Origin of the sequence: Vibrio sp. MA40-2 (assembly GCF_047302445.1) — a bacterium.
Classification (GTDB): Bacteria; Pseudomonadota; Gammaproteobacteria; order Enterobacterales; family Vibrionaceae; genus Vibrio.
Genome location: NZ_CP178628.1, coordinates 1,115,026 through 1,138,620 on the forward strand (window position 1 = coordinate 1,115,026; position 23,595 = coordinate 1,138,620).

22 protein-coding genes and 2 pseudogenes are annotated in these 23,595 nt (G+C 39.8%); 8 read left to right on the forward strand and 16 right to left on the reverse strand.

The annotated features are described in order from the left end of the window. Positions 1-12 precede the first annotated feature (12 nt). Positions 13-1,503, forward strand: a complete 1,491-nt coding sequence (locus ACLKML_RS12790; RefSeq protein WP_413285631.1) for an FGGY family carbohydrate kinase — start codon at positions 13-15, stop codon at positions 1,501-1,503. A gap of 2 nt (positions 1,504-1,505) precedes the next feature. Continuing rightward, a complete protein-coding gene (locus ACLKML_RS12795) occupies positions 1,506-3,212 on the forward strand; it encodes a glycerol-3-phosphate dehydrogenase/oxidase (protein WP_413285632.1) in 1,707 nt (568 codons plus the stop codon). A 32-nt stretch (positions 3,213-3,244) separates the two neighbouring features. On the opposite strand, the gene ACLKML_RS12800 is transcribed toward ACLKML_RS12795, so the two are convergent. The 3 genes from ACLKML_RS12800 to ACLKML_RS12810 all read right to left on the reverse strand — a co-directional run bounded on the left by ACLKML_RS12800 (position 3,245) and on the right by ACLKML_RS12810 (position 5,633). Then, positions 3,245-4,225: a YhfZ family protein gene (locus tag ACLKML_RS12800; RefSeq protein ID WP_413285633.1), complete on the reverse strand. Its 981-nt coding sequence runs from the start codon at positions 4,223-4,225 to the stop codon at positions 3,245-3,247. Between the two features lie 250 nt (positions 4,226-4,475). Continuing rightward, positions 4,476-5,414, reverse strand: coding sequence for a sodium-dependent bicarbonate transport family permease (locus ACLKML_RS12805; protein ID WP_413285634.1), 939 nt, complete (start codon positions 5,412-5,414; stop codon positions 4,476-4,478). Between the two features lie 3 nt (positions 5,415-5,417). Continuing rightward, positions 5,418-5,633, reverse strand: a complete 216-nt coding sequence (locus ACLKML_RS12810; protein WP_413285635.1) for a hypothetical protein — start codon at positions 5,631-5,633, stop codon at positions 5,418-5,420. 159 nt (positions 5,634-5,792) lie between these two features. On the opposite strand from ACLKML_RS12810, the gene ACLKML_RS12815 reads away from it, so the two are divergent. Continuing rightward, on the forward strand, positions 5,793-6,719 hold the full coding sequence (locus ACLKML_RS12815) for a LysR family transcriptional regulator (RefSeq protein WP_413285636.1): 927 nt from the start codon (positions 5,793-5,795) through the stop codon (positions 6,717-6,719). 58 nt (positions 6,720-6,777) lie between these two features. Beyond that, on the forward strand, positions 6,778-7,257 hold the full coding sequence (locus tag ACLKML_RS12820; RefSeq protein WP_413285637.1) for a GNAT family N-acetyltransferase: 480 nt from the start codon (positions 6,778-6,780) through the stop codon (positions 7,255-7,257). A gap of 134 nt (positions 7,258-7,391) precedes the next feature. On the opposite strand, the gene fic is transcribed toward ACLKML_RS12820, so the two are convergent. Continuing rightward, the gene (gene fic / locus ACLKML_RS12825; RefSeq protein WP_413285638.1) at positions 7,392-8,543 is read right to left on the reverse strand and encodes a protein adenylyltransferase Fic; all 1,152 of its coding nucleotides are present in this window, start codon (positions 8,541-8,543) and stop codon (positions 7,392-7,394) included. A gap of 149 nt (positions 8,544-8,692) precedes the next feature. Then, positions 8,693-8,884: a type I restriction-modification enzyme R subunit C-terminal domain-containing protein gene (locus ACLKML_RS12830; protein WP_413285639.1), complete on the reverse strand. Its 192-nt coding sequence runs from the start codon at positions 8,882-8,884 to the stop codon at positions 8,693-8,695. Positions 8,885-9,777: 893 nt separating this feature from the next. Between ACLKML_RS12830 and ACLKML_RS12835 the strand changes: the two genes are divergently transcribed. Beyond that, entirely contained in the window at positions 9,778-10,137 is a 360-nt protein-coding gene (locus tag ACLKML_RS12835; protein ID WP_413285640.1) for a 4-fold beta flower protein, read from the forward strand. 72 nt (positions 10,138-10,209) lie between these two features. Here the strand turns inward: ACLKML_RS12835 and ACLKML_RS12840 are convergent. Then, a pseudogene (locus ACLKML_RS12840) lies at positions 10,210-10,512 on the reverse strand (transposase); the annotation flags it as partial. Then, positions 10,509-10,652, reverse strand: a pseudogene (locus ACLKML_RS12845) (IS110 family transposase); the annotation flags it as partial. The pseudogenes ACLKML_RS12845 and ACLKML_RS12840, both read right to left, overlap by 4 nt. A 114-nt stretch (positions 10,653-10,766) precedes the next feature. Between ACLKML_RS12845 and ACLKML_RS12850 the strand changes: the two are divergent. After that, the gene (locus ACLKML_RS12850) at positions 10,767-11,672 is read left to right on the forward strand and encodes a hypothetical protein (RefSeq protein WP_413285641.1); all 906 of its coding nucleotides are present in this window, start codon (positions 10,767-10,769) and stop codon (positions 11,670-11,672) included. 294 nt (positions 11,673-11,966) lie between these two features. On the opposite strand, the gene ACLKML_RS12855 is transcribed toward ACLKML_RS12850, so the two are convergent. The 5 genes from ACLKML_RS12855 to greB all read right to left on the reverse strand — a co-directional run bounded on the left by ACLKML_RS12855 (position 11,967) and on the right by greB (position 15,968). Further along, positions 11,967-12,656, reverse strand: coding sequence for a hypothetical protein (locus ACLKML_RS12855; RefSeq protein ID WP_413285642.1), 690 nt, complete (start codon positions 12,654-12,656; stop codon positions 11,967-11,969). 456 nt (positions 12,657-13,112) lie between these two features. Further along, entirely contained in the window at positions 13,113-13,409 is a 297-nt protein-coding gene (gene fis / locus ACLKML_RS12860) for a DNA-binding transcriptional regulator Fis (RefSeq protein ID WP_317717934.1), read from the reverse strand. Positions 13,410-13,432: 23 nt separating this feature from the next. Further along, on the reverse strand, positions 13,433-14,401 hold the full coding sequence (gene dusB, locus ACLKML_RS12865) for a tRNA dihydrouridine synthase DusB (RefSeq protein ID WP_413285643.1): 969 nt from the start codon (positions 14,399-14,401) through the stop codon (positions 13,433-13,435). 131 nt (positions 14,402-14,532) lie between these two features. Next, positions 14,533-15,423 (reverse strand): 50S ribosomal protein L11 methyltransferase, encoded by an 891-nt coding sequence (gene prmA, locus ACLKML_RS12870; RefSeq protein WP_413285644.1) that lies wholly within the window; start codon positions 15,421-15,423, stop codon positions 14,533-14,535. Positions 15,424-15,485: 62 nt separating this feature from the next. Continuing rightward, entirely contained in the window at positions 15,486-15,968 is a 483-nt protein-coding gene (gene greB / locus ACLKML_RS12875; protein WP_317717931.1) for a transcription elongation factor GreB, read from the reverse strand. 380 nt (positions 15,969-16,348) lie between these two features. On the opposite strand from greB, the gene ompR reads away from it, so the two are divergent. Both ompR and envZ read left to right on the forward strand, forming a co-directional pair. Continuing rightward, on the forward strand, positions 16,349-17,068 hold the full coding sequence (gene ompR, locus ACLKML_RS12880; protein ID WP_317717930.1) for a two-component system response regulator OmpR: 720 nt from the start codon (positions 16,349-16,351) through the stop codon (positions 17,066-17,068). A gap of 59 nt (positions 17,069-17,127) precedes the next feature. Continuing rightward, positions 17,128-18,501, forward strand: coding sequence for a two-component system sensor histidine kinase EnvZ (envZ, locus tag ACLKML_RS12885; RefSeq protein WP_317717929.1), 1,374 nt, complete (start codon positions 17,128-17,130; stop codon positions 18,499-18,501). 125 nt (positions 18,502-18,626) lie between these two features. Here envZ and recG read toward each other — a convergent pair whose 3' ends face one another. From recG to aroQ, 4 genes are all read right to left on the reverse strand, one after another. Beyond that, positions 18,627-20,705 carry an ATP-dependent DNA helicase RecG gene (gene recG, locus ACLKML_RS12890; protein ID WP_413285645.1) on the reverse strand — a complete coding sequence of 693 codons (2,079 nt, stop codon included), beginning with the start codon at positions 20,703-20,705 and terminating at the stop codon, positions 18,627-18,629. A gap of 269 nt (positions 20,706-20,974) precedes the next feature. Further along, positions 20,975-22,318, reverse strand: a complete 1,344-nt coding sequence (accC, locus tag ACLKML_RS12895) for an acetyl-CoA carboxylase biotin carboxylase subunit (RefSeq protein ID WP_413285646.1) — start codon at positions 22,316-22,318, stop codon at positions 20,975-20,977. Between the two features lie 54 nt (positions 22,319-22,372). After that, positions 22,373-22,831, reverse strand: a complete 459-nt coding sequence (gene accB, locus ACLKML_RS12900; RefSeq protein WP_413285647.1) for an acetyl-CoA carboxylase biotin carboxyl carrier protein — start codon at positions 22,829-22,831, stop codon at positions 22,373-22,375. Positions 22,832-22,899: 68 nt separating this feature from the next. Continuing rightward, positions 22,900-23,349, reverse strand: coding sequence for a type II 3-dehydroquinate dehydratase (aroQ, locus tag ACLKML_RS12905; RefSeq protein WP_413285648.1), 450 nt, complete (start codon positions 23,347-23,349; stop codon positions 22,900-22,902). Between the last annotated feature and the right edge of the window lie 246 nt (positions 23,350-23,595).

The following is a 23,595-nucleotide window of genomic DNA, read 5'->3' on the forward strand; positions in this document are numbered from 1 at the left end:
AGGAGATCACTTATGAATAAATTCATATTAGTTATTGATGCAGGTACCACTGGGATTAGAGCACTCATTTACAATGAACGTAGCCACATTCTAGCGCAGGCATATACTGAATTTCCTAATTATCATCCGAAACCAGACAGAGTAGAACAAGACGCTACAGAGATCTGGGAAGCGACTAAATTAATGGTAGAACAGGTTTTAGCTAGTCTATCTATCAAAATGAACGATCTCACCTGTATTGGTATAACGAATCAACGAGCAACCACCGTGGTTTGGGATAGAGAAACAGGTCAACCAATAACAAGAGCGATCGTTTGGCAAGATACTCGGACCGCCGGTAGAGCGGAGGAATTAGCATCTGAATGGGGAGAAAAAGTATATAGCAGAACGGGTTGGCCTTTAGCTCCAGTATATTCTAGCCTAAGTCTTGAGTGGATGATGAATAATGAACCTCTAATTCGTCACCGAGCTAAAAAAGGAGCACTTGCCTTCGGCACGATTGACTCTTGGATTATCTATTGTCTAACAGGGGGAGAGGTACATGTAATAAGTGCTTCGAATGCTTCAGTAACGGGCTCTTATGATCTACTTAACGATGAATGGTATGAGGAATGGCTTGATGCTTTGGGTATTCCATTATCGTTATTCCCAATTGTTTGCGATGACTCTGCGAATATTGGCTTGACTAGTGAAACTGTTATGGGAGCGAGTGTACCTATTTCGGGTGTTATTGCTGACCAACACGCCGCATTATTTGCTCAAGGCTGCACTGAACCAGGGATGATTAAATGCACTCATGGCACAGGTACATTCTTAGATATGTTGATTGGTGAAGAACCTAAAATAGATACCAATAGTGGAATTGTTTGTCAGATAGCATGGCGTAAGGATGGTAAAACACATTATGCATTGGAAGGTTATGCTGGCTGTACTGGCTCTGCTATTCAGTGGTTGAGAGATGGATTACAGATCATTGATTCATCTTCAGAGTCAGAATCGATTGCATCTAAGGTTGATGATAATGGTGGGGTTTATGTTGTTCCTGCATTAACTGGTTTATCCGCACCGTACTGGGATTCCTATGCTCGCGGCACTATTCTCGGTATCTCCCCTGGTACAACAAGAGGCCATATTGTTCGGGCAACATTAGAGGGCATCGTTTATTCCGTATGTGATTTTGTTACAGCGATGCAAGAAATATCCGGATATGAGATTAAGAATCTTGCTGTAGATGGTGGTGCTTCTAAGAATGACTTACTCCTTCAATTTCAGGCCAACCAGATTGGTGTTGATGTTGTTCGACCTAGGAATGTAGAGGCAACCAGTCTTGGGGCCGCTCTTCTGGCTGGTTTAGGAATAGGTCTATGGAAGACAGAAAAAGATGCATTTAGCATTGGTAGGAACAAGACGGTGTTTTCTCCTCAGATTGAGCAAACCCTCCGTTGTAAACAATATGAAACATGGAAGCGGGCAGTAGAACGCTCAAGAAATTGGAGTAAGTAACAATGAAAAGAGCGAGTTTACAACAACTTGCTGGGGTCACATTTGATATTATCGTTATTGGTGGAGGTATCACAGGTGCAGCTGTTGCCCGTGATGCCGCACTACGCGGGCTTAAAGTGATTCTAGTTGAAAAGGATGATTTTGCATCAGGAACATCAAGTCGTTCATCTAAGCTGATCCACGGTGGCCTGAGGTATCTTGAAACATATCAATTTGGATTGGTCGCTGAATCGGTGCGGGAACGTGAACTTGCGTTAAGGCTAGCTCCTCATTTGACTAAAGTTCAACCATTTTTGTATATGTTTTATGATGATGCGCCAGATAAAAAATGGTTACTGAACTTAGGTCTAACTTTCTATGATTTTGTTTCCGGTAATTGGAACAAACGTCGGCATAAAATGTTAAATAAGCAACAAGTTCTGGAAAGGCAGCCTCAGTTTAGAGCGGATGGTTTGCAGGGAGCAGCACTGTTCTATGACGTATCTACAGACGATGCCCGGGTTACTTTAGATACAGTGAAAAGTGCGGCTGATCATGGTGCTCAAGTCATTAACCATTGTGAAGTTATAGGACTGACATACAATGATAACCGCTGTGATGGCGTTAGAATTCGTGATTCATTAACACATAAAGAAAGCCTTATTAAGGCAAATTATGTTGTTAACTCATCCGGTCCTTGGAGTGATAATATACTCGGTTTTGAAAATGAGAAATCGAATATATTACGTCCCACTAAAGGTGTACATATTGTTTTACGTAAGCAAGACTTTCCTTTGCATTCCGCTATATTTATGCGTTCTCCTGATGATGGACGTGTTGTTTGGCCAATTCCTTCAATGCAGGATGACAGAGTGTTTATTGGTACCACAGATACAACCTATAATGGAAATCTAGATGATGTTCACCCAGAAAAAGAGGATATTCAATACCTATTAAATGTCGCTAACCACTTGATGCCGAAAGCCAATCTAACAACAAGCGATGTGATTGGTTCATGGGCAGGATTACGTCCTCTTATTGCACCTAAAGATGATCTAAATAACAGTAAAACACCTCGTGAACATCAAATATTACAAAGTGATTCTGGCATTTTTTCTATTGTCGGAGGGAAACTTACTAGTAATCGAGTCATGGCTAAACAGTTATTGGATCGCGTGGAGAAAAAAGATCAATACAAATATTTATCTCCTGGAGTATTGCCCTATTCTGCAGATAAAGTGGGCATTTCAGGTGCTCAAGCTGAAGACAATAATAGCGCATTAGGTAAGCCAAAGTATTCAAAAACTTTGGTTGTTGCAGGGTTAACTGAAGAAAATATACCATTCGCTATCGCAGAAACATGGGCTGGAAGGTATGGATACAATGCTTACAAACTTGCAAAGTTATGGAATAGTGAAAGTGAATATCAGACAATTTTGTCAGATCGAAACCTGACAGTTGCAGAAATTTATTATTGTATAAATGAAGAAGCGGCTCGTTCATTGATAGATCTTCTTGTTCGTCGGACCTCAGAATTTTTCTGGGATGATAGTGGAGGACTAATTAATATTGACTCCATTGCACAAGCGATGAAAGAACTACTCGATTGGAGTGAAGAAGAGACGTTAAGTCAGATAAATGAATACTATAATTTAGTTCGCAAGCATCGACCAACACCAGTTCAAAAGCCACAAATGATCACTGATATGATCAATAAGGTAGTTGAGTAAATAAATGTAATCAGCCCTTTATTTGGGGCTGATTAAGTTAAGGACGCAGTGGATAAAAAATTAAAAGCTTTGTTATATGGGTCTTCTGTATTAAAAGCATTACATTGATTTTGAACAATTTCCATATTATCCAATTCGTTTAAAAGAGATATTAATTCAGGGCGATGAGGATTGGTAACAAACGTGGCGGCAGAGAGCTGTTCATGTATTGCGATTGACTTCTCATTCTGCAGTATTGAAGCACGTAACCCTGCTAACTCTAAAGGTACAGGACTTGATGTCATATGCCATAAACCAGCATCAACTTCGTTTTTTAGCGTTCTAGCTGGCACCTGTCTAAAATTGGTCTCTATGTATTCGAATCCTTCACTTTCTGGGAATTCAGCTTTGGTAATTCGGGTATGATCTGAAGAATTACTATCGATAGCAATTTTTTTCCATGAAGAGGTGGGACCTTTAGTTCTAGAGACAATCACGAGTCGATTCAAAGAGTAATATGTATGTGGAGTAAGTACTTTTATATTAGTTTCTGAAAGTTGTTTTTGCATGTTTTCAGACGCACCTCGAGAGACCAATGCAATATCGAACTCTCCCGATAACACTTGGGATATCCTTTTTTCTCCACCTGGCTTATTGGAAATAAAATAAGGGATGTTTAGTCTACTTAGTTTATTAGTGATGTTACGAATAAGGATATCTATTTCAATCGAACCGCTACTTGGCATAAGCAATTGCACTGGCTTCAGCTTTGCGATATTCCAACATAAACCTGTATCGATTTCTGTAATAATTCGTCCCAAGTGTCCTTTGGAACGAGTTGTCAGTGCCTCTGTTTTTTTCAGTGTGTTCAGAGCTCTTTGAATAGTACCTGCAACAATCCCATATTTTTCGAGAAATTGTGTATTAGTCAGTAATTTACTATTTAAACCAGTTTGCAACGCGTGTACAACAATACATCGTTGAGCATTAAGTATTGCTTGATCATCATTTACAATAATTTTGGCGCTTGGCATAAAGAAGGTACCGAATAATTATATCGTAACTCGATACGATAATACCTTATTTTAATCGAGTTAGTTATGTAATTTTTAAAATCAATTTTAAGATTTATGTTCATGGAATCAAATTAGTAGCTTACATGATTCCAATTTAAGACGGGCAAGGTAGTTAATTTATTACCATTCTTAATGGAATACAATGCTCTGTATGGGTAAAGAAAAACTAAGTATTCTTCAATCAAATGAAGGGTCGTTAGCCAATATATCATGAATAACTGCCGACATGCTGGCCAAGTACAATAAAGAAAGGCACATTAAATAAAACGTTAAAAGGAAATGTAATACCTAGAGACGCGGTAATAGACATACCCGCGTTTGCTTCTGGCAAGCTTTCTTTCATTGCTGCAGGTACTGCAATGTAAGATGCACTTGCTCCTAATACAGCCATAAGGGTAATGCCTCCAGCACTAAAACCGAGCAGATAACCAAGAGTGGTTCCGGCTAGGCCTCCTATCATTGGCATGAGCACAGCGAAGCTAATCAAGAATAAACTGTTTTGTTTTAATGCTGATAACTGTTGGCCTGCGGTCATGCCCATCTTCAATAAGAATAAAGCTAGAACGCCAGAAAACAATTCGATGAAGAAAGGTGATAATTTTTGTACACTTTCACCACCCCAGTAACCTATCAATAAGCTACCGACCATAAGTAATATACTTGGGTTAGCAATTAACTCTTTCTTCAAAAAATGCGCGTTTATCAGTTTTACATTACCCTTAGCCAAAACCAGACCAACGACAATTGCCGGCATTTCTAGCAGCACGACAAAGAGTGGGAAGTAAGCTTCATAACTAATATTATTGGCTTCCAATAACGCCACGGCCACCGCATAGGTGGCCACACTTACAGAGCCATAATGCGCAGCAATGGCTCCCGCATTAACTTTATCCAGTTGACCGAAGTATCTAAGCAGAGGATAGGCTATCAAAGGTAGTAATAAACCGAAGGCAACGACCGCTAGTGACATAATAATAAGATCGGGATCAATATACTTTTGAAGTGCCAACCCACCTTTAAGACCAATCGCAATCATTAAAAACATACTAAGTGTTTTATAGAGGCTTTCTGAAAAGGGGATTTTAGCTCCCAGTAATTGACAAACAATGCCCAAGACGAAAAATGCAACTACTGCGTCAATGATCATGACTTATTTCTCTCCAATAGCTTGTTGTGTAAGCACAATATCACGACGGCGACTTTTATTTACAGATGACTTGAAGGTGTTAAATAAGGTAAAAGCAGTCAACATGGCTGCAGATGCTAAAAAACCAAACGAATCGTGACCAATTGATGTACTAATCGAGTGAAACAGCACTAACATAGTAATAGTGATTGATGGTAAAACCATATTTCGATATTTCATAAAATCCCCCTGTAAAATTTCTTTGCATGTTATTCTTTTATTTGCATAGATTAAAATAGATAATCTATATAGTTTGAATAGATAAAAATCTATGAAATATGATTGATGAATTAGATTTGAACCACTAGTTGAAGAGCATTAACGGAATTGGAGAAGATTATGGCGTCGCGATTACACGCACATATTGGCACGTTTCGCCAGCTTGAAATTTTGCTCGCAGTTTATGAGCAAGGCAGCATAAAATCTGCCGCCGATACGCTGTTCTTAACTCAACCCACGGTATCGATGCAATTAAAGAAGTTGGCAGAATCTATTGGTCTGCCGCTTTACCAGCAAGTGGGTCGAAAATTAAAATTTACCGATGCTGGGCTAGCAACGGTAAAAACGGCGCGACAAATACTGCAAAGCTGTGAAGAATTAGATATGCACTTATCTAGTCTAAAAGGACTGGAGGTTGGTACGTTGAGGTTAGCCGTTACCACTACGGCCAAGTATTTTATTCCTCACCTGCTAGGGCCATTCTGCGAGCGTTATCCTGGGATTGATATTCAGTTAACGATTGCCAATAGACGACAAGTTATAGAGCGGGTAGAAAACGGCTCAGATGATTTTTATGTGTTCAGCCACTTACCACAGGATTTGGATCTTGAGGTGATCGAATTTATGTCAAATGATCTAGTTGCGATTGCTCAAGTTGACCACCCCTTTACTAAACAGAAGGTTGTTTCATTACAAGAATTTTGCCAACAAGACTTTCTAATTCGCGAGGAAGGGTCTGGCACAAGATACGCCACAGAAGCTTTCTTTAAAAAGCAGCCATATCAACCTAATATCAAAATGACCATAGCCAGTAATGAAGCAATTATTCACTCGGTGTTATCGCGATTAGGTGTGTCTATTTTATCGGCGCATACCTTAGCGTTCGGGAATGTTTATGATGTAAAGGTGATTAACGTTGAATCCCTACCTATTCAAACGCACTGGTCATTTTCTTGGACAAGAAGCCAATCTTTGTCACCAATAGCCAAGGTGTTTTTGAACTATGTTGAAACAGAAGGCAGAAAAATGATGCGTGAAGTTCTATAGCATTGAAATGATTTGCAATAAGTTGTAGTTCGAATTTATCGTCTGAAAAGGGGAATATATGATTGTACTCAGAGCAATGCGTACAGAAGAGTATCCAAGGTACTGTCAGTATTTTATTGACGATTACAGCCACGAAATAGCTAAGAATTATGGGCATTCAATGGAACTTGCCATTGAGTTAGCTAAAAAAGATTTGCATCGTTGTTTTCCAAATGGACTGGAAGGAGATGAGCATTCACTGCTCTGTATTGATGCTGATGTTAATGGTAAGCAAAACCTAGTCGGTTATTTATGGCATTCAGATAATGTTAAAGATAAATCTACCTTCATATATGATTTTTATGTGTTTAGCGACTACCGTGGGTTAGGTTATGGAACGGAAGCTATTTCTGTGTTTGAAAAGCAATTGCAAGGCCGAGGAATTAATCAAATCAAGCTGAGAGTTGCTTATCACAATGAACGAGCCCTTAAGTTGTATCAAGAAGTCGGTTTTGTGATTACAGGCTTTAACATGTCTAAGAAAATAGGGGCTTTATAGCTTAAAAACGCATTTCTAGTTAATACTGTCGTCAGGCAATACATCATGAAGGTTCCACAGTTTTTGTACGATATCGTTATTACTCATTTTAGGTTCTCAATTTATAATTTTGGCTAATGGTTGATGCATTAGGCTTATTTTTCAGGTAAATAGGGGCTGAACTGATTGCTGTCTTTGGTCATTAGGGTGACAAATTTAGGGTGGACAAATAGTTTTTCTTTACCCGATTGCACCTCTTCAAGTACACCGATATCACAGAGTTGCTTTAAGTAGACGGAGGCGGTTTGACGTTTCGCCAAGCCACCCTCTACTAGATTTTGAATACGGCAATAAGGCTGTTCAAAAATCACTTGTACTAGTTCGTAGCTGTAGATTTTAGGTAACTGCTGACGTACATATTCAGTGGTGTGTTCTATCAGTTCGCGAGCCGCGGCGATTTTATGGGTGGTCCACTTAGCCGTTTGCTCAACAGCGTTAACAATAAAGATGATCCATGGTTGCCACTCTTGGTTAGTGGTCACATTAAGCAGTAAGCGGTAATAATCTTGCTTGTTAGCCACGATATAGCGACTTAGGTACAAGATAGGTGTGCTAAGCAGTTGTTGGTCGATAAGGTAAAGAATATTGAGTATGCGACCTGTACGACCATTACCGTCGATAAATGGATGAATAGCTTCAAACTGGTAGTGGGCCATTGCCATTTTTATCAGTGGGTCTACGTCATCTTGATTGTGTAGGAAGGCTTCCCAGTTACTTAGCAAGTCACGAATGACAGACTCGCCTGCTGGTGGGGTATAGATAACCTCACCTGTGGCCTGATTGGTTAAGCTAGTACCGGGGACTTTACGGACATCCATTGACATCGATTTAAGGGTGCTGCAAATTTCTAATGCGGTGGTCACACACAATGGCCTGCTGGTTAGTTCGGTAAAGCCTTGATATAGGGCGGTGCGATAGCGCAGCGCCTCTTTGGTTATGGGATCGGCTTGGCTATCTTCATGAGCGTGCTGAAATAGCTTGTCGGTCGTGGTGACAATATTTTCAATTTCACTACTGCCTTGTGCTTCAAGCAGTGGCAGTAAGTTGATAAGTAACCCTTGATTAGGCAGTAGCTCACCGGCTTGTTTTAATTCAGCAAGGGCGGCACGAGCAGGAATACAGGCTTTAAGTATGGGTAAGGTTTCAGCCAACTCACCTAGTTCGCTGTCTAGCGGTAAGGGCGGCAAATGGTTGTAGGCTTGGTCAGCTTGCCATTTCATGTTTAAAAAACCTTCTTTTGTCGACATAATGAGACTTTGCAGTGAGCTTATGTCGATTCAGTCGACATGTAAAGAAAACATGTTTATAAAATTAGATTTAATCGACATGTATAGCGTAATTTGAGTTGTTATGTCGATGGTATCAACATCAATGACAACCCGTGTAGAAAACAGCACTAACCCACCTGCCCAAGGTATTCGTTTAGTTCGTCGATAATGGTATCGAGCTGGTCATCAAGTACACGGTTAAAGCGCTTGGCCCCGCCTTGGTCCGCAAAACGTTGGTTTACAAATGCCTTATCAATCACAGCTTCATCCACTAACTTTTTTGCTAAGCACTCTAGTGCCGTATACCTTACATAAAGCACCTAAAACATCAGCTACCGAGTAATAAATTCTGGAATCTTTACCTAGTGAAGCGATTTGGCTCAAGGGGGTATCGAAGATGATAGCTTGATTGATGGAGATTGCTTTTTGATTTAGACCATTCGCAAACTATTCCCAAAAATAGCTTCTTTAACAGCTATATCAGTTTTTGCGACCAAATGAATATTTCTGGTTATGACCGTTGCAACAAAATCAAGCTTGGATCATATTTGAAAAGTTTCTGATGGAGGTAAGATCTCTGTTAACGGGCAGAGGTTGAATTGTTACCGGACGGTTTCGTTACAGGAAATGGAAGTATACATAACGATTTTAGATTTCTTACATAACGTTACGTAACGTAGCTAGAGCACTTTATTATGCTGAATATTCTAGTGAGTTAACCCTAAAAACTAGCTCGTTTGTGCCCCGTTATGTTTTTAGTTAGTTTCTCTGCATAACATTCTGCTTGGCATTTGACTTACTTTTCCTTATGCCAAAACATCCAACTATGTAGCCAGATTTGCTTGGCACTCTAGCATTCCACTTTTGTGAATTTATACAGTTTATTGGGCTTGAATCCCGATTGAGTATGAAAAATGGCTTATTTTGTCTAGAATCCAGTCTCTCTTTGTCAGTAGGGTGAGTAGTAAGTTATTGTTAAATTTAGGATTGCCACCATTACCCCAAAGATAACGAGCATTGTTAAAAAGTGATAACACGCAGGCTCGTTTTTACGTAAAGGCAGAGTGAAAAATGTGATGAATATGCACTATATTTCATCTATTTATGGTAGTTTGAATGAAAGTTAGGCAAGCAGAAAAACGAGCTGGCCTGTTATTAAGAATTTATGTGCCAGTGTTATTCAATAATTAGCTCTCACAAAGGAGAATAAGTAATGTCATTAGATTTTTATGATTCAAACGGTAGACCATATGCTTATACAGATGATGGTGTACATCTTTTTTCATTTACAGGTATCCCGATAGGGTATGTTAGTGCTGATTCTATCTACTCCTATTCTGGAGTGCATATTGGTTACTTTAATGATGGCGTGATTAGGGATGATAGAGGGGATACTTTACTCTTTACTAACGAGTCTACGGCTGGCCCCATGAAGCCTATGAAACAGATGAAGCCTATGAAGGGTATGAAGCAAATGAAGCCTATGAAAGGCATGAAACAGATGAAACCTATGCGTCCAATGAAAACGCAAGGTTGGTCAGGTTACGAACCAGAACATATCTTTGAATCATAGGCACATAACAAACGACTATGGCATCAATAGCTAATTTTTTGCGATGTTCTCATCCCACAAGACGCCATCTTTTTACATAGGGTTTAGGATGCCAACCATCTTGCGAACTCAAGCGATGATAGCAACTTTTTTGGGGTTTCCAGCAGCGACTAAGTGAGTGTAAGTGGCCTTAAATATAGGGTTACACTGTATTGCTGACATCATCACCATATATAAAACAGTTCCTACTTGAGCCCGTCCTCCTTGGATAACTCGTTTGCCTTTATAGCGTCCACTTTTCCGAGTCATAGGGGCTACGCCGATTAAAGATGCTGCTTGCTTGTTAGTGATATACCCCAGTTCAGGGACATTACTAATGATGGAGGCAGTTGGCAGGGTGGTAAATTAGCGACAGTTTCTAATAGTTTGTTTCTCTTAACAGTTTTACGTAGAACACACTTGCCATATGCATCTACGCCATGAATACTGAATACATTCTTGGCAAGATCAACGCCAATAGTTTGAATGATGGACATGGTAACCTCCAGTTTTTGATCGTATCCATAGTTAACTATGGCACGCTGCGGTTGGGGTAGAGGGAGTCCATATCATTCGTTTTATGCAATTATATATTTTAAATAGAGTGATTTATGTCAGTTGAGTTACCTTTCGAATTATTCAAAAAAAACAAAATCACCCAAGCTTGGGATCAATATGTACTAGAAACCTATAGAAACAACAGGAATTTTAATGACATTATAGATGGGCATGCAACTCTAAAAGAAATGCCAAAGCCTAGAAGTAGAAAAGAAGTAGCTAAAGTTATTTTGGCTTCTGGGCAAGAACCAGACCTATTTGCACAGAGATTTAATGCTAAGCCAGTGATGGGGGATGTAGGTGAAGCCATAACAGAGCTACTTCTTCCAAGTGAGCAACTGTCGGTAAACTATAGTGGTGCAGATGTCATATATCAAGAAGCTCTTATAGAAGTCAAAAGTACTGCTTCTGATCGTGTATCAATGAGTGGAATTCAGTTTAAGGATGCAGACTATTTGCTTATCCATAGATATCACGAAAAGAGAGGAAATTACCTATGGTCTTACTTAATACCAATGGAACTCGCAAGATTAGTAAAACATCCCGAAAATCAAGATAGGAACGTGACATTTAATATTGATAAAGAAAATTGGATCGAGAAGTTTGGGATTAGTCCGCTCAGAATTGTTGATTACTTCCGTTTGAGAGGAGCGTATTTGGGGCACGAAAATATAAGGTATATAAACCAAATTCTCAAGCCAGGTTCTTACATCCGTAACTTCAAGTTATATAAAAGTATTTTTAAATATCAAGGTTATTTAGAAGTTGATAGTTTGTTTGTGATGTATCGTGATTGTGAATGTTGGAAGTGGGAACATCGCTTGGCTTACTATCAATATTCATTTAGCAAGTTAGTTGGATCGTTTAGCTGGCATTTTAATAAAGAATCCGTTGGTCGACTTCCTTCAATAGGGTTTGAACCTATTTTAGTTGATAATATGTGGCAGAGAAGCATATAACAAGACAATCAGTGTAACCCGTTACACTTAGCGGTTTTGGTATGAAGTTCAGCGCGCTTTGTTGGTTTTGCGTGAGGCGTCTTATTGCAGGTGTTACCAATACTTTTCCTAATGCTTCACACTGTTTTTAGAGTGTTTGCGTTAACACACCTCTGTCCAAATTCTTATTTGGTTGACTTTTTAGTCATCGTACTCGGAGTTTAAATCTTCTTTTGCCATTACTTATTCTTAGATACAAAAAGCCACTACTAAGAAGTTTACCTAAATAAAGTAAACTTCTTATAAATTTTGTAGTTAATTTATGGCGGTACTACCCCATTGCATAGCTACAGAGTTGGCTAGCAAACCAGCGATATAATCATGTCCATCATGGTTCACTGTTAGGAATACACCTTCATAAGTTCCATTGAATTCAGAGTCAGTACAAGATACAGCACTTGCATCCGTGATATTCCAGTAAGCACCAGAGCGTTCTATGTCTCCTGTAATAATGCAAGTACCAGTAATTATAAATGAGCCGTCTGAATTTACTTGCCAAGTACTACCGTCATCTGCATCAGTATAAGTACCTACTATTTCAGCTAGGCTTAATGAATCTGAAGCTTTGTCCATGGAATAGATTAAATTCGTACCATCTACCTCGCCATTAAGAGTGACTTCGCTACTATCAAACGTTGCAGTTAGCACCAAATCAGTGTCCACAGCAAAAGTAGCTGTGTCTGCGTAAGTCAGCCCTGTAGTTGTCATAGTGTTGACGGTAGTTGTAGCGGTGTTAGTAAAATAAATACTGTCATTAGAAAAATCACCAACAATTATGTTCTCTGAGTCTCTGGTTGAATCAACAATCATTACTGCTAAGTCAGCAGTGTTGGAGTATATTCCATTACCTGTAAATGATGGAGAACTATCGCTACTGCCTCCACCGCCACAACCAATGAGTAATGATGAAGATAGACATACAATAATAAAGCTTTTATTTTTCATTATATTTAACCCTAGTTTTAATGTGCATGCTATCAAACTAGTATCATTTATTGCATTGTTTTATGTCTAATTTTAAGATTAATGAACTGTTTTATAATGATATTTGTAATATATAAAATTTTAGATTACATCACTTCTAAAAATATTTGTAAGTGAATTTGACGTTTTTGAGATCACTTCCCTCTAGTTGTCCTAACTTACTTAGGACAGCTATACAGTTTAGGACATTAAAAACCACTTTAAATTCGAAGTGACGTCCTAAGTGTCGGATACTTTTCTGTTTTTTCTACATATATTTTTTACTGTCAGAATAGACAAATGTTTCGCATGAAAATTATTCTAGGTGGCACGACGGAGGTTTTTTTAGTTCGTGGGTTTTGTTGTGGGTTTAAAAATAAAAAAGACCTAACCATTAATGGTTAAGTCTTTTTAAATCAATGTATTACAGTATGATTTCTAGTTCATGCCGTATTTTTTTAGTTTTTTACGAAGAGTACCACGGTTGATACCCATCATATTTGCTGCGCGAGTTTGGTTACCGCGAGTATATTGCATGATGGTGTCTAGTAATGGTTGCTCAACTTCTGCCAATACTAGTTCGTACAGGTCGTCAACGTCTTGACCATTTAACTGAGCAAGGTAATTTTTCAAAGATGCTTTTACAGAGTCACGTAGAGGCTTCTGAGTTACTTGATCTTGTGAAGTTACAGTAGTGACTGTTAGTGGTTCAGAAGTTAAATTTTGTTCGAACATATTATGCTAGCTCTTCTCGTAATTTATGATGCAAATTGTACAAAGTAACCTTCTAGTGCATCTAGTTGCTGACTAGCAGCATCTATTGCGTTGAAGGTACGGCGAAACTCACTCGCTTGCCCATGTTCTTTTAAATACCAACCCACATGCTTTCGAGCAATGCGAGGGCCAAGAAATTCACCATAAAATTGATGAAGCTCTCGAACATGTCCAAGTAAAATATCCTGTACTTCCTTATAAGGTAGTTCAGGCAAGGTGGTGCCGTGTTCCAAATAATGATGGATTTCTTGAAAAATCCAAGGACGACCTTGGGCAGGCCGACCAATCATTAAAGCGTCCGCTCCGGTGTAATCTAGAACGTATTTGGCTTTCTCTGGACTGTCGATATCGCCATTAGCAATAACGGGTATAGAGATAGCCTGTTTGACGGCTCTAATGCTGTCGTATTCCGCCTCGCCTTTGTACATACAGGCTTTTGTTCTTCCATGAAGAGCAAGAGCTTGTATGCCACAGCCTTCGGCCATTTTTGCTATTTCGACACAGTTTTTATTGTCTGTGTCCCAACCTGTACGGGTTTTCAGAGTAACTGGAGCATCTACTGCATTAACCACCTCAGTTAATATTTTTTCAATAATATCTGGGTGTTGTAGTAGTGCTGACCCCGCCAGCTTTTTATTTACTTTTTTTGCCGGACAGCCCATGTTGATATCGATGATTTGAGCACCGTTTTCAACACTGTGTATGGCTGCTTCAGCCATTAACTTGGGATCAGAACCCGCAATTTGTACAGAGCGAATGCCCGATTCACCCTCATGCACCATGCGTTGCTTTGATTTGGCCGTTTTCCAGAGCTTAGGATTAGAGGACATCATTTCACTGATAGCCATCCCAGCACCGTATCGAAGACATAACTCTCGAAATGGTCGATCGGTCACACCAGCCATTGGTGCCACAATCAATTTGTTCTTAAGTTGATAATTTCCGATTTTCAAAAGGCCGTCACAGTTCTTATCTAGCAAGGGCGCGCATTTTACGCATTTTTTCGATGCGTGAAAAGACTAATTTTTGAGCATTTACAATTTGTTTTTCAAATTGCCTAATTTTCAATCAATTAGTGCCTATTTTACGACGGTTTTTTTTGTCCAGAGATACGACACCACTCTTGTAGTTCGGCGATAGGATCAATATCGAGTTTATCTTGGTAATAACTGGCTACGTCTTCTGCTTGTGTATCCAGAACTCCAGACATGGCAAGTAAACCATTTGGCTTGATTAATCCTTTAATTACCGGAGAAAGTTCTCGTAGTGGCGCGGCGAGAATATTGGCTACTACTATGTCAGCAATTAAGTCTTGCGGTTGGTCTTGAGGCAAATACAGTGCTAATTGTTCGGCAACACCATTACGTTTGGCATTTTCTTTGGAGGCTATAATTGCTTGCGGGTCAATATCAATGCCGACCACTTTGTCTGCACCAAGTTTAATGGCAGCAATAGCAAGAATGCCTGAGCCACAACCAAAATCGATCACTGTTTTGCCTTTAAGGTCTATGCTTTCAAGCCATTCAAGACAAAGTGATGTAGTTGGGTGTGTTCCGGTACCAAAGGCTAACCCGGGATCTAGCATAACGTTAATGGCATCAGGTTCAGGAACTTCTCGCCAGCTTGGGCATATCCACAAGCGTTGTCCAAATTTCATAGGGTGGAAGTTTTCCATCCATTCACGCTCCCAATCTTTATCTTCTAGCTGCTCAATTTTGTAAGAAAAATTATCAGCCAGTAATTGTGATTGGGTTATTTGACTTAATATTAAGGCGGTGTCGACGGTTGCATCGTATAAGGCTACCACGTCGGTTTCACCCCAAAGATGAGTTTCTCCAGGAAGTGGCTCAAATATCGGAGTATCTTTTGAATCAAGAAAAGTAACTGATAAAGCACCAGTTTCTTCCGACAACATATCACCAATTTGCTCAGCATTGTCAGCTGTTGCGTTGAGTTTTATTTGAATCCATGGCATGAGAGTCACTCGATAGGTAAATTAATTTGAGGGAATTCTAGCAGAATCTTGCTGATATGGTACTAATCGTCTTTTGAGTAACGTATTTTATTGATAAACCATTCTTTGAATCCTTCGGGAGTTTTTACCGAAAATTCATCATCAACTTGTTTCTTTAGTAACGCTCTTGCCATAGGTGAATCAATCGATACGTAATCTTTTATTCCACCATAAATTTCGTCTGGACCGACTATTTTGAAGGTCTTTATGTCGCCTTGTTCGTTTTCAATTTCTACCCAAGCGCCAAAAAACACTTTGCCTTCTTGTTCTGGTGAATAATCTACCACTCTAAGCTGTTCTAATCGTTTTCTTAAGAAACGTACCCGTCGGTCAATTTCTCTTAAGCGTTTTTTATTGTATTGATAATCGGCATTTTCACTGCGATCACCCAAACTCGCTGCCCAAGTTACTTTTTTGGTTACCTCTGGACGTTCTTCTCGCCAAAGATAATCAAGTTCTTTTTGCAGTTTATTGTACCCTTCTCGAGTGACCAGATTTGTTTTCATATGAGCTTCATTTTTCTGAACGGTGTTAGTTTTTTATATTGTGTAACACAAATAATGAGCTTGGCAATGGCGAGAGATAACATAATTAACGTGTTGTTATTTTCTGTGTACAAGATTTAGGCAATTATTGATAATATAACAGTAAATATTTGCATGAAATTTACTATGTAAGTTATAGAATTAGGTATGCTTGATAGATAAGGTATTCGGTTTAGGTTTATAGCCTTTATCTTTGACGTTACCTTTTTGATGGCGGTGTGAGTGTGGTTAAGTACATATTTACTTATGCGTACCGGGTTCATTCATAGGTTATTTTAATGTAACGTCTATGCCGTTGGGTTTAGTTTATTTCATTTCCGTTAGGTTATTTGGGACAGTAGATGCAAGAAAACCATAAAATATTAGTTGTAGATGATGACGCCAGATTACGTTCTTTGTTGGAACGCTATCTTACCGACCAAGGATTTCAGGTGCGAGGTGTTGCTAATGCAGAGCAGATGGATAGATTGCTAGCACGAGAAACGTTCCATTTAGTAGTATTGGATCTTATGTTACCAGGTGAAGATGGCCTTTCTATCTGTCGTCGTCTTCGTAGTAATGATAATAGAATCCCAATTGTTATGTTGACCGCTAAAGGAGATGAAGCTGATCGCATAATTGGTTTAGAAGTGGGGGCTGATGATTACTTACCCAAGCCGTTTAATCCGCGTGAGTTGTTAGCTCGTATTAATGCCGTGTTACGTCGGCAGGTTGTCGAAGCGCCAGGAGCACCGAGTGCAGAAGAGACCAATATAGAATTTGGTGAGTTTCGTTTAAACCTTGGAACAAGAGAGATGTTTCGTGGTGATGAATGCATGCCTCTTACGTCTGGCGAGTTTGCCGTATTGAAATCTTTAGTAACCAATGCAAGAAAACCGATGTCTCGAGATCAATTGATGAATATGGCCAGAGGTCGAGAATATTCAGCAATGGAACGTTCAATTGATGTTCAAATATCCAGATTGCGTAGAATGTTAGAAGAAGATCCAAGTCACCCTAGATATATACAAACAGTTTGGGGTTTAGGTTATGTGTTTGTGCCTGATGGTCAAGCGGTTTAATTCTATTATCAAAAACCCTTAAACATTCGTTTTAAGGGTTTATTATTTTTGGGGCAGTTATGCTTATCCGCAGTTCTCACACGCAAACGGTCATACTTTTCATTTTAGTTCTGTTAGCCAGCCAAGCTTACTCTTATTTTGCCATATTTAACTATGCTTTATTACCGAGTTTACAACAGTTTAATCGTATTTTAGCCCACGAGATAAATCTGATATTAGACGATAGGGCCGAGCTTGAAACGGGAGAATATTTGCAAGCGCCTTCTAGAAGAAGGTTGCTAGACAAGCTTGGTGTTACCGCTCATCAAGAAGGCGATGCAATTTATGCGGAATTTAATGATGCCACCAGTATCGATTTTTTAAGTCATGAAATGAGTGATGAACTGGGTGGTGCGTCAGAAGTGAGGTTATCTTCTGGTAGTGAGAGTTATATCCTATGGGTTAAGTTAGAAAAATTACCCAATATTTTATTGAGAATACCGCTTTCAGAATTACAAGAAGAGGATTTTATTCCTCTGTTTAGAAACAGTTTACTGATTGCGATATTGATCATTTGTTCCTGTTGGGTTTTTGTCAAAATTCAAAATAGACCTTTGGTGGCACTAGAAGGAGCAGCAAGAATGGTGGGCCGAGGTGAGTTTCCAACACCTTTAGCAGAGAAAGGTGCCAGTGAAATAAGAGCAGTAACTCAGGCTTTTAATCAAATGTCGCAAGATATCCAGAAGTTAGAAGAAGATAGGGCTTTGTTGATGGCTGGCATTAGCCATGATCTGCGTACACCGTTAACCCGAATCCGTTTAGCAACGGAAATGATGTCCGAACAAGATAGTTATCTTGCGGAAGGCATTATTCAGGATACGGAAGAGTGCAACGAAATTATTAATCAGTTCATGGATTACTTGAAACCTGTTAATACAGATAGCTTTCAACAGGTTGATTTAAATGTTATTGCTAACAATGTTGCAAGTGCAAGTAATAACGCGAGTGCGAGTAAAGAAAATGCCAATGGAGACAATGTAAATCAAGTGAAAATTAGTCTTGCAAGCGAACCTTGCTTGTTACAAGGAAATGAAATTGAAGTAAAACGTTCATTGACCAATCTGGTGGTTAACGCAGAAAGGTATGGTAATGGGTGGGTGAGAATAACGACTGGAATGACAGTAGATAAGCAGTCGGTGTGGGTTTGTGTCGAAGATAATGGTCCTGGAATCAATATTGATCAACTTGATAAATTGTTTGAACCGTTTACTCGCGGAGATAGTGCGCGAGGCAGTGAAGGAACGGGTTTAGGTCTTGCTATCGTTAAAAGAATTGTTACGCAGCATAATGGCTCTATTTCTGTAACCAATCGTTCTGAAGGGGGCGGAAGAGTGCATTTACAATTCCCGAGTGTGTCTCGATCAAACAAAGTGAATAAAAACAAAAGAGCTTAAAATGAATAACCTGAATGTCGTTTGAATAATCTGAATATGGTTTTAAGAATTTGAGTATGATTTAAAAAATGAGAGTTTAGATTAAATCACCAAAGCTAAGATTAAATAGATAACTAACGTTGATATCAGGCATTAGAATAAATATCACGCTCTCCTAACCAGCGTGTAATAATGGCTTGCGCGCTTTTAGGGTGATTATCGTGAATAAATCGAGCCATGCGTTGAATATCGGGTATAAGTCTTTGATCTCTTATGAGATCGGCGATTTTTAAATCGGCGATACCGGTTTGTTTCGTTCCCAATAGTTCTCCTGGACCTCTGATTTCTAGATCGCGCTGAGCGATAACAAAGCCATCGTTACTTTCTCTTAGTACCGCTAAACGTTTTTGAGCGGTTTTGGAAAGAGGGGAGTGATAGAGTAAAACACAGTGACTTGCTACCGTTCCTCGACCGACTCGGCCTCTAAGTTGATGGAGTTGAGCTAAGCCCAATCGCTCAGGGTTTTCGATGATCATTAAACTAGCATTAGGCACGTCAACGCCCACTTCAATAACGGTTGTTGCAACAAGTAAATGCAATTGGTTATTTTTAAACTGCTGCATTATGGCTTGCTTCTCGGCGGGTTTCATCCTGCCATGAACGAGACCAATTTTTAGTTCAGGGAGTTGTTTTTGCAGTTCTTCAGCGGTGTCTGCTGCGGCCTGTGCTTCTAACACTTCTGACTCATCAATCAGAGTACACACCCAATAGGCTTGTTTGCCTTCGTTTAAACAGGCATTACGCACTCTATCTATAATATCGTCTCGTTTAGTATCAGGAATTGCTACGGTTTGGATCGGTGTTCGCCCGGGAGGTAACTCATCAATAATAGAGGTTTCCAAATCGGCATAGGCTGTCATGGCCAAAGTTCTAGGGATAGGGGTGGCAGTCATGATCAGTTGGTGAGGGAAGGCGCCCTGAATTTCACCTTTTTCTCTTAGTTTTAAGCGCTGATGGACACCGAAACGATGTTGCTCATCAATAATCACTAACGCCAGTTGATTAAATTCGACATGATCTTGGAATAGTGCATGGGTACCGACCACCATTTTAGCATCGCCACTGGCTATTTTAGCTAACTCTGTTTCTCGAGCTTTCCCTTTTAGCTTGCCGGCTAACCAAGCGACTTGAATGCCAAGTGGCTCAAGCCAATTGGTAAAATTGATAGCATGCTGCTCGGCTAACAATTCGGTTGGGGCCATTAAGGCAACTTGATAACCAGATTCAATGCCTTTTACCGCAGCAAGAGCGGCAACCAATGTTTTACCTGAACCTACGTCACCTTGAACCAGACGCATCATCGGGTGCGGTTTGAGTAAGTCGGCTTCTATTTCTGTCACGACTCTGTTTTGCGCATTGGTTGGTGAAAACGGCAATTGTGCGAGTAGCTTATGTTTAAAGTTATCTTGGGCGGTCAATGGTAAAGCATTATCTTTTTGTCCTTTACTGCGAACTGCTAGCATAGAAAGGTTTTGCGCCAATAACTCTTCTATAATTAATCGCTGTTGTGCCGGTGTTTTACCTTCATCAAATTCTTGTATATTGGTAGTTGGCGGTGGACGATGAATAGTGTGCAGCGCTTGAGATAAGGTCAATTGATTGTTATATAAACCTGATGGTAATAATTCTTCAACCGCTGCGCTTTCTAATAACTGTAACGCTTGTTCCGTTAGATTGCGTAAAGTGTTTTGTCGTAAGCCTTCGGTGGTGGGATAGACCGGAGTAAGATTTTGTTCTACATCTGGTTGAGTTGCTGGAGCGAAAAACTTGTAATCGGGATGAACAATTTCTAACCCATAATTACCGCGTTTAATTTCTCCGTAAGCATGCACCAATTTTCCAATTGTGAAGTTATTTTTCATGCCTGCAGTAAAATTAAAAAAGCGTAATGTGACGGTACCATTGCCATCACTTATTTTAACAGTAAGCATTTTTTTACGGGAAAAAGTTGTATCAACGCTCATGACTTCACCTTGAACTGCAGCCCATAAACCGGCGTGAAGTTTGGCCATGGGATATATTCTGGTGCGATCTTCATATCGCAAAGGAAGGTGGAATAACAAATCTTGTACTGAATATAAACCGACTTTTTGTAACTTCTCGGCTACCTTGGCGCCAACACCAGATAGAGAAGTAATCGAAACGCTTGATAAAAGTTGGGACATAATTTAACTCACTTCCAATTCAGTACGCAGTCATATCAGGTTAACGAGACAAGGGATGATTCTTTACGTGACATTCTATTTTTTACAACACATCTTACCCTCTACGCAAAGATTCGCCTGTATAGCTAATATGTTTATAGTTATTCAATCATCTCACTGTCTATTTGTACAGGTTTATAAGTAGGTAAATAGTATTAATCGCTAACGTTCACCACCAATAAAAAAGCACTCGTTAGAGTGCTTTAGAAGAGAGACTAATTCAGGTGACCTTATTGGAGACCGAGTTTTTTCTCTAAATAATGAATGTTTGCGCCGCCGTGCTGGAAGTTTTCATCATTCATAATGTCTTGTTGCAGTGGTATGTTGGTTTTAATACCTTCGATGATCATTTCACCTAGGGCGTTTTTCATACGTGCAATAGCCACATCTCGATTTTCACCGTAAGTAATTAACTTACCTACCATTGAATCGTAATGAGGTGGAACCGTATAGCCAGCATAGATATGAGACTCCCAACGAACGCCCATTCCACCTGGTGAATGGAAACGTTCGATTGTTCCTGGGCAAGGCAAGAACTTTTCAGGATCTTCGGCATTAATACGACATTCAATGGCATGGCCACTTAATTTAATATCATCTTGAGTAAAGGATAATGGTTGGCCTGCTGCCACACGAAGTTGCTCTTTAATTAGGTCAACACCGGTTACCATTTCTGTTACTGGGTGCTCAACTTGAATTCGAGTATTCATTTCAATGAAATAGAATTCACCATTTTCATACAAGAACTCGAATGTGCCAGCACCACGATAATTAATTTCAAGACAAGCTCGCGTACAACGTTCGCCGATGTATTTACGCATTTCTTCGGTAATGCCTGGAGCGGGTGCTTCTTCGACAACTTTTTGATGGCGACGCTGCATAGAACAGTCGCGCTCACCAAGGTGGATAGCACCGCCTTGTCCGTCAGCAATGATTTGAACTTCAACATGGCGAGGGTTTTCAAGGTATTTTTCCATGTAAACCACATCATTGTTGAATGCAGCTTTCGCTTCTGCTCTGGTCATGGCGATAGCTTCAACCAACTCAGGTTCACTACGTACAACACGCATACCACGGCCGCCACCGCCACCTGAGGCTTTAATGATTACAGGATAACCAATGCGCTTAGCGTGCGCTTTATTTTGGTTTTCATCATCATCAAGTGGGCCATCAGAACCAGGTACACAAGGTACACCCGCTCGTTTCATTGCATTGATAGCAGAAACTTTGTCACCCATGATGCGAATCGTTTCGGCTTTAGGGCCAACAAAAATAAAACCGCTTCGTTCCACTTGTTCAGCAAAATCTGCATTTTCAGACAGAAAACCATAACCAGGGTGAATAGCTATCGCCCCAGTGACTTCGGCTGCTGAGATGATACGCGGTATATTCAGATAACTGTCTATTCCGCGTGCAGGACCGATACAAATCGATTCGTCTGCTAATAATACGTGTTTAAGGTCGCGGTCGGCTGTTGAGTGTACCGCAACTGTTTTGATACCTAATTCTTTACATGCGCGAAGTATACGAAGTGCAATTTCACCTCGGTTCGCGATGACTAATTTGTCCAGCATAGTGATTGGCCTCTATTATTCGATGACGACAAGCTATTATTTGATAACAAGAAGTTATTCAATAACAACAAGCGGTTGATCGAATTCAACGGCGGCACCGTCTTCAACCAGAATAGCAGTAACAACGCCCGACGTATCAGCTTCAATCTGATTCATCATTTTCATTGCTTCAACGATACAAAGCGTGTCACCAGCAGAAACTGATTGACCCACTTCAATAAAGGATTTTGCTTCTGGGCTTGGAGAACGATAGAAAGTTCCGACCATTGGAGAAAGAACTTTATGGCCAGGAGCTTCAGCTACAACGGGAGCTGCATCAACCGTGGTTGCAGCAGGAGCAGCTACTGCGGGTGCTGCCGCTATTGGAGCTTGTGAATATTGCATTGGTGCAAATTGTTGTGTAGGACCATTACGGCTAATACGTACGGACTCTTCACCTTCTGATATTTCTAGCTCAGAAATACCCGACTCTTCTACTAATTCAATAAGCTTCTTTATTTTACGTATATCCATCTTTTCTTTCTCTTTGTCTGTTAAACGTTTCTCACTCTAAGACAGAGTGAAACGAAATTAGTTCTTCACTACTTTGATTTCAGCTGTTCTATCGCTGCCATCAAAGCAAATTGGTAACCCTGAGCACCTAATCCACATATCACACCCACTGCTTTATCTGATAAATAAGAGTGGTGGCGGAAAGTTTCACGCGCGTGAACATTGGATAAGTGCACTTCAATAAATGGGATTGCTACACCGAGTAAAGCATCACGTAAAGCAACACTTGTATGAGTAAAGGCAGCGGGATTAATAATAATGAAATCGATTTTGTTATGAGCAGCATGAATCGCTTCTAGTAATTCATATTCCCGATTAGATTGCAGGTGTTGTAATTCAATATCCGCACGGTTGGCTTGTAGAACTAAATCGTCTACTATTTGATCTAACGTTTGGCTTCCGTAGTGACCTGGCTCTCGAACACCTAATAGGTTAAGATTTGGGCCGTTTAAAAGTAGAATGCGTAACTTTGTAGTCATCGTGTAGTTATCTTCCTTTAATTCGGATCAACTTCGAATGTTCATATTATTATAGATGAAAATGAAAATTTTCCAGTTAATTTTTGAGAAAATTTCATTTTAGCCCACGATTATAGCTAATTCACCGAAAATAGCAGCATTTTACTGGTCTAATCTCCCAACTTAATGACCTAAGTTGCAACAGAGGTTACATTTTTTGTGTGATTTTGCGATGTTCAGTAGACAATAAAATAGTAGGATTTTTAA